The organism is Psychrobacillus sp. OK028 (assembly GCF_900103605.1).
GTDB lineage: Bacteria > Bacillota > Bacilli > Bacillales_A > Planococcaceae > Psychrobacillus.
The window spans coordinates 309,397-323,118 of sequence record NZ_FNHY01000002.1 but is presented as its reverse complement, the minus strand read 5'-3'; the positions used below and the strand labels follow the sequence as shown (position 1 = coordinate 323,118).

12 protein-coding genes and 1 other annotated feature are annotated in these 13,722 nt (G+C 36.9%); all 12 genes read right to left on the bottom strand.

The annotated features are described in order from the left end of the window. Positions 1–98: 98 nt before the first annotated feature. Positions 99–800, bottom strand: coding sequence for a YrrS family protein (locus BLR36_RS04760; protein WP_093060580.1), 702 nt, complete (start codon positions 798–800; stop codon positions 99–101). 435 nt (positions 801–1,235) lie between these two features. Next, positions 1,236–1,715: a transcription elongation factor GreA gene (gene greA / locus BLR36_RS04755; protein WP_371326696.1), complete on the bottom strand. Its 480-nt coding sequence runs from the start codon at positions 1,713–1,715 to the stop codon at positions 1,236–1,238. A 105-nt stretch (positions 1,716–1,820) separates the two neighbouring features. After that, on the bottom strand, positions 1,821–2,459 hold the full coding sequence (udk, locus tag BLR36_RS04750) for a uridine kinase (RefSeq protein ID WP_093060578.1): 639 nt from the start codon (positions 2,457–2,459) through the stop codon (positions 1,821–1,823). Further along, positions 2,459–3,733 (bottom strand): peptidase U32 family protein, encoded by a 1,275-nt coding sequence (locus BLR36_RS04745; RefSeq protein WP_093060577.1) that lies wholly within the window; start codon positions 3,731–3,733, stop codon positions 2,459–2,461. The genes udk and BLR36_RS04745 overlap by 1 nt, the downstream gene beginning before the upstream one ends. Positions 3,734–3,764: 31 nt before the next feature. Beyond that, positions 3,765–4,694: a peptidase U32 family protein gene (locus tag BLR36_RS04740; protein WP_093060576.1), complete on the bottom strand. Its 930-nt coding sequence runs from the start codon at positions 4,692–4,694 to the stop codon at positions 3,765–3,767. 8 nt (positions 4,695–4,702) lie between these two features. After that, complete coding sequence (locus BLR36_RS04735) at positions 4,703–5,338, bottom strand: O-methyltransferase (RefSeq protein ID WP_093060575.1); 636 nt, start codon at positions 5,336–5,338, stop codon at positions 4,703–4,705. 116 nt (positions 5,339–5,454) lie between these two features. Beyond that, a complete protein-coding gene (gene mltG / locus BLR36_RS04730) occupies positions 5,455–6,573 on the bottom strand; it encodes an endolytic transglycosylase MltG (RefSeq protein ID WP_093060574.1) in 1,119 nt (372 codons plus the stop codon). 250 nt (positions 6,574–6,823) lie between these two features. Then, positions 6,824–7,120, bottom strand: a complete 297-nt coding sequence (locus BLR36_RS04725) for a DUF1292 domain-containing protein (RefSeq protein WP_093060573.1) — start codon at positions 7,118–7,120, stop codon at positions 6,824–6,826. 11 nt (positions 7,121–7,131) lie between these two features. After that, complete coding sequence (ruvX, locus tag BLR36_RS04720; RefSeq protein ID WP_093060572.1) at positions 7,132–7,551, bottom strand: Holliday junction resolvase RuvX; 420 nt, start codon at positions 7,549–7,551, stop codon at positions 7,132–7,134. A 2-nt stretch (positions 7,552–7,553) separates the two neighbouring features. Further along, complete coding sequence (locus BLR36_RS04715; protein ID WP_093060571.1) at positions 7,554–7,820, bottom strand: IreB family regulatory phosphoprotein; 267 nt, start codon at positions 7,818–7,820, stop codon at positions 7,554–7,556. Positions 7,821–7,898: 78 nt separating this feature from the next. Further along, the gene (alaS, locus tag BLR36_RS04710; RefSeq protein WP_093060570.1) at positions 7,899–10,532 is read right to left on the bottom strand and encodes an alanine--tRNA ligase; all 2,634 of its coding nucleotides are present in this window, start codon (positions 10,530–10,532) and stop codon (positions 7,899–7,901) included. Between the two features lie 512 nt (positions 10,533–11,044). Continuing rightward, positions 11,045–11,255, bottom strand: a binding site (T-box leader). Between the two features lie 36 nt (positions 11,256–11,291). Next, a complete protein-coding gene (locus tag BLR36_RS04705) occupies positions 11,292–13,709 on the bottom strand; it encodes an SF1B family DNA helicase RecD2 (RefSeq protein ID WP_093060569.1) in 2,418 nt (805 codons plus the stop codon). Positions 13,710–13,722 lie beyond the last annotated feature (13 nt).

Sequence of the window (13,722 nt, the reverse complement as noted above, 5' to 3'; positions counted from 1 at the left end):
AACCCCTCTCTAATTGCACTTCTTTTAAAATAAGGAAAAAAGCTTCTTAAGTCAAGAAGCTTTTCTTTTTGAAATTATAAATGAAATAGTGCAGAAACTTATTTTAATGCTTTAAGTTTCTCTTTTTTTGTAGGTTTCCAGCCTTCTCCATCAATCCATTCAAGAGATATACGATAAATTTCGCTTCTATCCTTAGAAGTTACAGTTCCTATGGATTTTTGAGGGCTTCCCCCGTTACCGAGAAATACTACATACATATCGGACGGATCTAAATTGGCAGCATACGCTAATGCATCCACTTTTTCATCCCAGTCTACAGTTTTTTTCGTATAGCTTGAAACGTGATCACCTGTTTGGACTGTTCCTATTGGCTGCCACCCAGAATCTATTACAACTGATTCGACATTTGGATCGTCGGAAGTTTCAGTTGTTACAGTGCCTGATTCAGTGTCAGTGTCAGTCTCACTATCATCAGTAGTTTCATTCGTTTCTGTTTCAGAAGTTGGTTCTTCATTTGAGGAAGTTGAATCTGTGGAATCTGTACTATCACCAACTAAAGCTTCGGATTCCTTTTCTTTATCTTCTTTAGAGGTATTCTCACTATTTTCTTCTGTTTGTTCATTGTTTGTGTTAGAAGTATTAGCACTTTCTTTCTCGTTGTCATCTGTAACTATATTTACTGTTACTATGATGATCAGGAGAATTACTATTCCAATAAGTATATTTAGAATAGTATTCTTTTTTCTCTTATGATTTCGTTGATCTAAGCGTGAGTCAAATTTCGTATTTTTTTCAGGCATGCAAATTCCTCCTTAATATAAGAGAATATACTACAAATAGACGAGAATCATAGGAATTTGTTTCAAAAAGCTCAAAAATAGTACGATTGATAGTCATGATGTCATTTAAGTAGACCAATTTCTCACAACTATTTAAGATATGACCTAGGTATAAGATTCTATTCCTAATAAGTGCAAACATCCTTTTTAGGAGCAGATGATTGTATTGAAAGGTGGCGTCTTCTACGGGATTAGTGAGACAGATGAGTTATCACAGCGACGATGATAGCTCCTCGCTTCCCCCGCGAGGGCCAACCGCCTTTGTCCCCCACCTGAAACGGAAATGAGTAGGATTATTTATTTTTCTTTCATGAACTATAATTCCTGGTTCACTGGACCTTTTTAAATATTTTATCCCTCAAAAAAAGAGGTAAACGGATTCGTTTACCTCTTTTATTATGAAATCGTTTTTATTTCTACATCCATTTCTCCACCAGGAGTAAGGATTTTCACGCGATCTCCTGTAGTCTTGCCTATTAATCCTTTAGCAATTGGAGAATCATTTGAAATAAGGCCTTCTAATGGATCAGCTTCTGCAGAACCTACGATTGTATAAGTTTCTTCATCGCCATCTGGAATTTCCACAAACGTTACGGTTTTACCAAGCGAAACGATGTCGTTATTTCCTTCTCCTTCGATGATAACAGCATTGCGAATCATTGACTCTAGAGTTGAAATTCTACCTTCTACAAACGCTTGATCCTCTTTAGCTGAATCATATTCTGAGTTCTCGGAAAGATCCCCAAAACTTCTAGCAATTTTAATACGTTCTACTACCTCTTTACGTTTAACCGTTATTAAATGATTTAATTCATCCTGTAATTTTTGTTTACCAGCAACGGTCATTGGATATTGTTTCTCTATTGACACTCCCATACACTCCTTTAAATACACACTTAAAACTTTATCATGTATTATTCATATGCATCTAATCACAATGTTATGAATTTCATGAAATTATTGTCAATCTCAATCATCATATTATACATTAACATCCGTTTCAAGAATAGTTTTTATTTTTGTTACCATTAAATCTATTGCCACTTCATTTTGGCCGCCTTCTGGAATGATTACGTCTGCATACTTTTTAGTCGGTTCGATGAATTGATTGTGCATCGGACGAACTACGTGAAGATATTGGTCCACAACAGAATCAACTGTACGTCCTCTATCGTTAATATCACGTAATATACGACGAATAATACGTAAATCTGCATCTGTATCAACAAATAATTTGATATTCATCATATTACGAAGTCGCTCATCTTCCAAAACTAAAATACCTTCTAAAATAATAACATCTTTTGGCTCAATTTTGATCGTTTCTGAAGAGCGGGTATGTTGTGCATAATCATATACCGGCTTTTCAATTGACTTATTGTCTAACAAATTATGAATATGTTCAAGTAATAGGTCATTATCAAATGCTAATGGATGATCATAATTAGTATTGAGTCTTTCTTCAAATTTCAAATGACTCTGATCTTTGTAATAGAAATCTTGTTGAATTACCACTACGGAATGGTCCTTAAATACTTCACTGATTGCGTTTGTTACACTCGTTTTACCTGATCCCGATCCACCTGCGATCCCAATGATAAGAGGAGTTTTCTTAGCCATTATTTCATCCCTTTTCTCATCATATTATTTGGATATAATTTAGTCGGACATTTAAATTGTACAATTTGTAAAGGATGTCTTGCTGCTTCTAAGACCTGTCCTTTTTCATCCGTAAGCTCATTTATAACCATCTCGATGTTCTCTATTTCTGGACCAAAGAATTCTACTTTGTCTCCAGGCTTAAAATAGTTTCGTTGCTGCAGTTTCACTATTTGTGTCTCTTCGTTATACTCTAACACAAGTCCGACAAAATCGAACCCTAATTTTTTATCATGTACCCCATACATCTGCTGTTCAAAAGTAGGCTCATGCTCAAAAAATGCTGTATCAGTTTCACGATTTGCACATTTTTCTAGCTCTTCTACCCAGCTTTTCTGCATTATAAAGTTTTCAGGATCTGCACAGTATGTATCAATTACTTTACGATAAACACTCACCACAGTAGCGATATAGTGAATTGACTTCATACGACCTTCTACTTTTAATGAATCAATTCCTAACTCGATTAAACGTGGTATCGATTCCAATAATTTTAAATCCTTTGGACTCATAGCAAACGGAACATCACCTTCTGTAAATAAGGCTTGTTCTTGGCCATCGTTTTGTTCATATAAATCATAATCCCACCGACAGGATTGGCAGCAACCGCCCCTATTGGAATCACGCGCAGTCATATGATTAGAAAGTGTGCATCTACCACTGTAGGCAATACACATTGCGCCGTGGACAAACGTTTCAATTTCGATGTCGACTTTCTCTTTCATCAATTGAATTTCATCTCCACTAGTTTCACGAGCTAGTACAACTCGATGAAGTCCTTCCTCTTTCCAATATTGAACAGCTTTCCAATTGGATAAAGATTGTTGCGTGCTTAAGTGAAGCTCTAATTTTGGCGCAACAGTTCTACACGTCTCAATTATTAATGGATCGGCCACAATAATTCCAGTTACCCCGGTAGATTCGACTGCTTGCAAATAATCTTCCAATCCATCCATATTTTCATTGTGCGCAAATATATTAGTTGTCACGTATACTTTAGCGCCATACTTGTTAGCAAATTCTACTCCATCACGCATTTCATCGATGGAGAAGTTTCCCGCATTGGAACGGAGTCCAAATTCTTGTCCTCCTATAAATACAGCATCAGCACCGTAATGCACAGCAATTTTCAACTTTTCTAAACTTCCAGCAGGCGCTAATAATTCAGGTTTTTTCGTTATAACACGTTTTCCATCGATTATCTCACTTATTTTATCTAATTTCGTATTAAGCAAATAAAACCTACCCTTTCTTATAAAACTTCCATTAATACACGGTTTCTTTAAAGAAAAACCCAGTATCTAATGGTCTCAATGGTGGTTGAATTTCTTCAATCTTGTTCAATAATTCTTTTTTGCAAGCTTTGTAAGCAGCTCTCGATTCATAATAAGCATCAATAGCTTGACGATAGTAGCCAGTAACAGCCGTTACATAGGAAGGGTCCTGTAGTATTCCATCGATTTTCAAGCTATCAATTCCTGCGTCTAAAAGCTCATCTAGTTCATCGATCATACACATATCGTTTGGACTGAAAATATGTGTTCCATTGCTATCCTCATAAATTGGATATTTGTTGGAGCGCTCTTTATCGTGTAAAAACATATTCATATTTTTAGAACGATTTTCCACTTCCATTGCTTTCTCTTGGAACAAGAAATAATTACCTAGTAGAGAACGCTTTGATTGAAAAATACAGGTCATTCCATGAACTTGAACTTCAATTTGAACTTCTGCATTTTCTTTTACTTCCACAACTTCATCTAAGCTTAGTTCTCTAGCAAGAACAGCTCTGGTCGAACCACGTTTTCCCCAATAATTTGCAGTAAAATAATTGGTAGCTGTTTGTTCCGTATTCCAGTGTAACGGAATAGTTACTTCTGCTTCACGTCTAGCTATAATGACAGCTGGATCGCCAAAAACAATTCCATCTACACCAATTTCCTGAAGTTTCTTTAAATAAGGTGCTAATGAGTCTACCTTATCATTATGAAAAAGAGCATTTACCGCAACGTATAGTTTTTTGTTATGTTTCAAGGTAATGTTTCTAGCCGCTGTGATATGTTCCAATGTAAATTCTGCTGGGAGTCTCAACCCAAAAAATTGTTCCCCTACTAAAAAGGCATCAGCTCCTACTGCTATGAGTTCTTCTAAATGACTAATACTTGCTGGGGTTACTAATAATTCTGTTTTGTTCATATTGTTGTTCACCTCTTAATACTTACTAACATTCCATCTCCAACAGGTAGGAATGCCGTGTCATAATCTGGATGATTCATCAGCCACTCCATAAATTGATGCTGGTTTCGGACCATTGTTCTTTTTCTTCTAGGTACCTCACTCATCGGTAATTCAGACAATCCATTTAACAATAAATTATCACAATAAATAACGCCACCATCATTTAAAAATGGGGCATATTTTTCGAAGAAGTTTTTGTATTGTCCTTTAGCTGCATCAATAAAAATAGCATCAAATTTGTTATCTCCAAGCTCGTTAGCCGAAACTTCTAAAGCATCGCCAACAATTACTCGAATACGATGTTCTAAGTCCGCACGCTCTATATAATTTTGGGCTAGCTCAGCTTTTGTTTCATCTCTTTCGATCGTCACAATGGTCGAATGCGGAAGTTTAGTTGCCATACGCATAGAAGAGTATCCAATTGCAGTTCCTAGCTCTAAAATAGCCTGGGGTTTTTGCAAAGAAAGAAGCTGCAATAACGATTCCATACCCATCAGCTGCATAATTGGCACATGATTCTCTTTTGCATATTGTTCCATTTCCAAAAAAATAGCGGATCTAGGCTTAATTAGATCCTTCAAAAAATCATCACTAATATTCATCTAAACAAACCCCTTTAGGTCAATAAAATAGTAATCCCAATTATGTAAAAAAACAACTCTTATAATAACATAGCAGGAGACCGAATGCGACAACCATTCCGTCTCCTGCACAATAATTACTTTAAATATTTGTCAATATTTCGAAGATGTTCATCATAGGTCACTGCAAAGTGATTCGTACCTTCCTTATCTGCCAAGAAGTAAAAGTATTTTGTATCACTTGGATCCAGTGCAGCTTCAATGGAGGATTTACCAGCGTTAGCAATTGGTCCAGGTGGTAATCCTGTATTTTGATACGTATTATATGGACTGTCAAACTCTAAGTCTTCAAACAAGACACGGTCTTTATGAGTTCCTTTTGCATATAAAACAGTTGGGTCCGTTTGAAGGGGCATCCCTTCTTCAATACGGTTATAAAAAACACTTGCAATAGTCGCACGATCTGTTTGCGCTGTTGCCTCTTCCTCTAACAAGGATGCAAAAGTTAATAGCCAATGCACTGATTTTTCTTCTGCTTGTAATAAGTCTACATATGAAGTTACGACTTTATCTGTATTTGAAAGCATAGTATCCACTATTGTCTCAATGGAAGGATTATCCTCAAAAAATGGATAAGTCGCTGGGAACAGATAGCCTTCTAACGAATAACGTACATTTTCTCCTTTAATTTCCGGTCCTAAAACGTTTGGGTATTTAACCATCATTCTATCCACAAATTCTGGGTTAGTTACGAGAGTAAAGAAATCATCAGCAGAATGACTTGTTTTCTTTTCCACAACTTGTCCAATTTGCTCGAGGGTTAATCCTTCAGGAATTGTTAAAGAGAAAATAGGTTCTCTGTATACTTTACCAGTCTTTAAGCTTGTAATAATTTCATCAAGCGTCATTGCTTTCGTTAACGTATATTCTCCGGCCTGAAATTGAGATTCATTGTTGAACTTCGCATAATATTTGAAGATTTTAGCGTTTTTTATTATTCCACTTTCTTCAAGCTTACTTGAAATATTATCAAGTCCTGATCCGATTGGAATATCCACTGTAATCTTCTCTTCCGAGTTAGGATCTAATGGAAGCAGTGCTGATTCTACATAATTGTAAACAATTAAACCACCTATTCCACCTATAACAATGACAAGAAAGGTAATAATTAAGACAATTTTTCGAACAAGTTTCACTTCTTTTTTCTTTTTTTTCATTTTATTAAACATAATCTCTTTTTTTGTCTCATTTTCCACGGGTTCTCCCCCTTTTGTCCCGCCTTAACGGACAGTAATATCCCCACATCAAGATTTCGAGGAAACCAATGAAAGGAAATTTTGGATAAACTGCCCGCAAAGGTCCGATTGGTTCGACTCACATTCAGTGCGGGAAGAAAAACCCGCACTGAATGAAGTTACACTTTATCTCCATCTCATTATACAAGAAAACATATAAAAAGAAAAAGGTGAATGAGGCTTCCCTCATCCACCTTAAAAATAGATAGTCTTATTCTTCGTCTTCTTCCTCTTGCTCGTCTAAAAATGTGCTTAACATTTCTTCGATCATATCCCATTCAGCGTCAGACTCAACTGGAAGTAATTCTCCGTCTTCTCCATCTTCATTTGGAACAAATGAAGATGCATGAATTTCGATTTCTTCATTTTCATCTTCTTCTGCTCCTATTGGATAATAAAGTACATAAGATTTTCCAAATTCATCTGATTCAAATGTGAAAAGCACGTTGCAAAGCTGCTCGTTTCCATTTTCATCTACAATTGTAATATTTTCTTGTCCGTGGTCCATTTGCAGTCACCTCATCTATTTTTTCTATCCAGATAGCCTTGTAAAATCATTACAGCGGCCATCTTGTCAATCACTTGCTTGCGTTTCTTACGGCTTACATCCGCATCTATTAACATACGTTCTGCGGCCATCGTTGTCAATCGTTCATCCCATAATGTGACAGGGAAATGGTATTTATCGGTTAATAGCTTGGCATATTGTTCGGATGCCTCTGCACGTGGACCAATAGAATTATTCATGTTTTTGGGAAATCCTACAACAAATTCTGTGACAACATGCTCTTTCACAAGTTCATCAATTCGTTCTAGACCAAATTCTAAATTTTCTTCATTTATCTTTATCGTTTCAATACCTTGCGCAGTCCAACCAAGTGCATCACTGATTGCCACTCCTACGGTACGTGAACCAACATCTAACCCCATAATACGCATCTTTAAGCCTCATTATTTTTTTTAATATAAAACTTCACTAGTTCCTCTAATATTTCATCTCGTTCAAGTTTTCGAATCATATTTCGTGCATCTTGATGGCGAGGAATATAAGCTGGATCACCTGACAATAAGTAGCCTACAATTTGATTGATAGAATTATACCCCTTCTCTTCTAGTGCAGAGTGAACTTGTGTCATCACATGCTTTACTTCTTGTTCCATCGATTCTTCAGGGAAATTAAATTTCATCGTTTTATCAAATGAGCTCATGATCAGCACCTCGCTTTCCATTTTTAATGAAAAAACTAATGTATCTATTGTCTTAGTATATCCTATTTTTGAAATAATTTAAACAGATTTAATATATTCTACTACAGAACTAAGAGCTGATTCCAGTTTGCTTGCATCTTTTGCACCAGCCATTGCGAAGTCTGGACGACCTCCACCTTTGCCTCCACACTGCTCTGCTACTAGTTTAACGATATTACCAGCATGATAGTTCCCGCCAACAATATCCTTTGTCACTCCTGCTGAAATCATTACTTTGTCCCCATCTACTGCGCCTAGTACAATGACAGCTTTTTCAAGCTTTTGCTTTAAATCGTCCATCATTTGGCGTAATTGGTTATTATCCTTCGCATCTACTTTTACTGCTAAAACCGTTACATCATTTACTTTTTGTGCAGATGACAAAACAGAAGATGCTTGGCTATTTGCAATTTTAGCAGATAGTGACTCATTGTCTCTCTGCACATTCTTTAGCTCTTGAAGTGTTTGAGTAACCTTATTCACTAAATCTTTTGGCTGTGCCTTTAGTAAATTTGCAGCTTCGTTTAACATTTGTTCTTCTTCTTTTATAATTTCGAATGCGCCTTTACCAGTTACTGCTTCAATACGTCTAGTACCTGCTCCGATTCCACTTTCTGAAAGGATTTTAAAAATTCCAATTTGAGAAGTGTTTTGAACATGAATACCACCGCATAGCTCTAAAGAGAAATCTCCCATTTGTACAACTCTTACAATATCCCCATACTTTTCACCGAATAATGCCATTGCACCCATTTGTTTTGCTTCGTCAATATTATGGTAGCCAGTAACAACCGGGATATTATCCCACACTTTCTCATTAACTATACGTTCAATTTGTTCTAGCTCTTCTTTTGTTACTTGTCCAAAATGAGAGAAGTCAAAACGTAAACGATCGGGACCAACATATGATCCAGCTTGGTTTACATGTGTACCTAATACATCCTTTAGTGCCTGATGTAAAATATGCGTAGCTGAGTGATTTTTAATCGTATGCCCACGTAATGAATTGTCGACAGTTGCAACTACCTCAGCATCCGTAATCATTTCCCCTGACTCGATGACAACTGTATGAAGGTTTTGTCCATTAGGAGCCTTTTGAACATCTTTTACAAATCCTCTAAATGTATCATTTTCGATTACACCGTGATCAGCAATTTGCCCTCCACTTTCAGCGTAGAAAGGTGTTTGAGTTAAAACTACTTTCACTTCGTCACCTTCATGAGCTTTTTTAACTAAAACTTGATCACGTACTATGGACGTAACTTTGGTAGAAACAGCAGTTGTTTCATAGCCGATAAATTCACTTTCATCATGTAAATTACTAAATACCTCAGATTGAACCTGCATAGAATCTACGTTTTGACGAGCCGCACGAGCACGAGAACGCTGAGCTTCCATTTCTGATTGGAATCCTTCATGGTCCACGGTCATATTTGCTTCCTCTGCATATTCCTCTGTTAATTCGATTGGGAAACCGTACGTATCATATAGAGTGAATGTTGTAGTTCCTGGGATGTAAGTCTCACCTTTTGCTTGCTGCTCTTTGATAACTTTTTCTAAAATAGTTAAACCATCATGAAGTGTTTCATGGAATCTTTCTTCTTCATTTTTCATAACACGCATGATGAAATCTTGTTTTTCTGTTACCTCAGGATAGAAATCTTTCATGATTTCTCCGACTACAGGTACAAGCTCATATAAAAATGGTTTTTCAATTCCTAACTGTTTTGCAAAGCGTACTGCTCTACGAAGTAATCTTCTAAGAACATATCCTCTACCCTCGTTGGATGGTAAAGCTCCATCTCCAATCGCAAATGCAACGGTACGAACATGGTCTGCAATTACTTTAAAAGCTGTATCGTCCACATCATTTGCACGATATGGCTTACCAGAAATCTGTTCTGTTTGACGTATGATTGGCATGAACAAATCTGTATCGAAATTCGTTGGAACATCTTGCATAACACTTGTCATACGCTCTAATCCCATACCTGTATCAATATTTTGCTTTGGCAAAGGTGTGTATGTGTTGTCTGGATTATGATTGAATTCAGAGAAAACTAAATTCCAAATTTCTAAATAACGTTCATTTTCTCCACCTGGATAAAGTTCAGAATCACTTAAGTCATTGCCATAGCTTTCTCCACGATCATAGAAAATTTCCGAGTTCGGACCACTTGGACCTTCCCCAATATCCCAGAAGTTACCTTCTAAACGAATAAGTCTTTCTTCAGGAATCCCAATTTCATCTTTCCAAATATTATATGCTTCAATATCCTCAGGATGAATGGTAATTGATAATTTCTCTGGTTCTAATGACATCCACTTAGCATCCGTTAGAAACTCCCATGCATAATGGATAGCTTCTTTTTTAAAATAATCACCAATAGAAAAGTTACCTAGCATTTCAAAGAAAGTATGATGTCTCGCAGTCTTCCCAACGTTTTCAATATCGTTTGTACGAATAGATTTTTGTGCATTCGTAATACGTGGATTTTCAGGAACAACACGTCCGTCAAAATATTTTTTTAATGTTGCTACCCCACTATTAATCCAAAGTAAAGATGGATCGTTAATAGGTACGAGTGGAGCCGATGGTTCCTGTGCATGCCCTTTTTCCATAAAAAAGTCTAAATACATTTGTCTAATTTGAGCACCTGTTAATTGTTTCATGTTTAGTTCCTCCTAATAATTAGTATTTGTGATGTGTAGACGTCGATGATTTAATAATTTGGATTGTCTTCCTTAGAGTATAGATTATTAGTTGTGTAAATGAGATCCAAGATAGAATTTCCTTTATGGATGTGAGCTGCTGTACTCTAAGCAAAAGCCTCCCTAGGATGAGTCGCTCCTAGTGTTACTCCAAAATCCTTTAGGGGACCATTCTTAACGCTCTTGCGACTTTTAGGCTCACACCCCGATAATGGCTATTGATAAATAACACTTAATTGATCACTCACCTATTATGTTATCTCTTTTAAACAAATAATAACTACACTAATTATTGATTGAAGTGAAAGACGGCGACTCCAGCGGGATGAGTGAGACAGATGTGATATCACAACGACGCGTTAGCGACGGTGATAGCTCATCGCTCACCCCGCGGAAAGCGTCCGGCTGTAACGGAAATCAACAGAATTACTTCACTCAAAGCCGAAACAAATAAAAAAAGCCCTCATCCCTATAAAAGGGACGAAAGCTGTTGTTTCGCGGTACCACCCTAGTTACACAGAATTAATCTACTGTGTCTCTCAAGAAGCCTTAACGCGGCCGAACGACAGGTTTTAACTGCACTCAGGAGTAGCTTTCCTATTTGTTAGGTCAGTGAATTCTTTCAGCCAAGGAATTCATCTCTTGTCAGCTAACAATTAGTACTTTCTCCGTCAACATTTTACTATATGCAATTGATTATAAAAAACAAATTGGCAAGTGTCAATTGTCTGACTCCATAAATTGATACGGTGTGATTCCATTCATCCCAATTAGAGGGTCTATTATATGAAAATTTTCAGTAGTTAAGCATGTCAAATCAGTTTGAGCCTCAGCTGATTCTTGTATTATTTCTTTGTCTTCAAGTTGCTCTGATTCTTCTTCCTTCGATAAACGATCCTTTAAGGTAGTTAATCGTTGAAGGTCATCGGTTCTTTGCACTCCGAATTTAAATACTTCTGGATCTCCACATAATATAAGAAAGTTTTTGGCACGAGTAATTCCTGTATAAAGTAAATTTCGTCTTAACATCTTCATATAACTTCTTGTTATAGGCATAATAACCGTTTGAAACTCACTTCCCTGAGATTTATGAACGGAACAACAGTAAGCTAGGGTAAGTTGATTTAAATCATTTTTTTCGTAGGTTACTTCGTTGCCATCAAACGAAACGATTAACATTTCTTTTTTCTCAACTGTTTCAGCAGCTCTAAAAATACTAATGACTTCCCCCATATCGCCATTAAATACATGACTCTCGGGTTGATTGACCAGCTGCAGCACTTTATCTCCAATACGATAGATAGTTTCACCGAAAACCATTTCTTTTCGCTTTCCGTCCGTATTTGGGTTGACCATTTCTTGAATCATTTTGTTAAGGGCATCTATACCAGCGGGACCTCGATACATTGGTGCTAGTACTTGCATATCTCGAATGGAATGTCCTTTAGATAATGCACTTTTTAACACTTGTTCCACTACTTTTGGAATTTGCTCAGTAGAAGCCTTTATAAAGGAACGATCCTTTGTTTTGTCCAATAGAGTTACCGGGACCATCCCTTGCTTCATTTCATGTGCAAGTTCAATAATGGAAGACCCTTCTGCTTGGCGATAAATATCCTTTAGTTCCACTGTAGGAATTCGTTTGGAGGCAAGCAAATCTTTTAATACTTGTCCTGGTCCTACTGGTGGAAGTTGATCTTGATCTCCTACAAAAATAACTTGGGCATCCTTTGGAATTGCCTTTAAAAGTTGATGTCCTAACCATGTATCTAACATAGAGGTTTCATCAATGATAATTAGTTTACCTTCTATTTCTTTGCCTTCGACATCTGCATCCTCTTGACCTGTAAAGCCTAAAAGTCTATGAATAGTCATTGCAGGCAAATCTGTAGATTCACTAAGGCGTTTGGCTGCTCTACCAGTCGGAGCAGCTAAAACTACTGGAAAGGGTTTGTTGTCCTTTATCCATTCCTTTGGATCTAACGAAAGTCCATGTAGTTCTGCGTAAAGCTCCACGATTCCTCGCACAACGGTTGTTTTTCCTGTACCAGGACCTCCAGTTAATAAAGTCATACTTGAGTTTAACGCTGTTTCTATCGCATTAATCTGTGTCGGGGCATACTGCACCCCTAGACGTTCTTCAATACCTCCAAGATGCTTTTTCATCTCAGCTAAAGGAAATTGGTGATGGGAATCATTTTCCGCTAGTAGCGTTTCTATTTTAGAGCCAATTCCTACTTCTGAAAAGTATAAAGAGGGAATATAAAAACGATTCACTTCTCCGACTATCCGATTTTCTTCCGCTAGTTCAATGCAGCATTTACTGATGGCCTCATATGGGATCTCTTCTCGCTGTGCATTTTCTAATAACTGTTTAACAGATTCTAATAATTGCTCTGCATATAAAAATACATGACCTTCGCCTAACGAAGCAGTTTGAAGCAGATGAAATATTGCAGCTTTTATCCGATCAGGATGATTTCCTTGAATACCTAATTTATAGCCAAGTTCATCCGCTCGAACAAAACCAACCCCCTCTACCTCTTCAATAAGGCGGTATGGATTTTTAGTAAGTACCGTGAGCGTTTCTTCTCTATAAGCTTGATAGATTTTCATGGCGATTTGAGGACCAAATCCCCACTCATTTAATTGAATCATTACTTTTTCTAAGCCTAGATTTTGCTCTAGCACCGCACGTAAAGTTTGTTTTTTTTCTTCCGAAAGACGTGGAACTACATCTAGTGCTTCCGGGTCATCTAGAATTTTATTTATAGCATTGGGTCCAAGTTTTTTTACTATTTGCTCTGCTGTTTTCCGTCCTATCCCCGTGAACATATCACTCGACAAATAGTGAATGATTCCCTGCTCCGTATCGGGCACCTCTTTTTGGAACGTTTCCACTTGGAACTGCATGCCATATTTCGGATGATTTTTGATATAACCAATGAATTTATAAGCTTCTTCTAAAACTAGAGGAGGAAAATAGCCTGAAACTATTATTTCCTTGTCTGTATAAGTAGTGTTTGTGGATTTGATTTTCACTTTTAAGATAGAAAATAAATTTTGAGGGTTATGAAAAATCGAAACGATAGGACGACCTGCAATAAATTGTTTTTCATTATTTATTTCGTTGGTCATACTACCGCCTCCA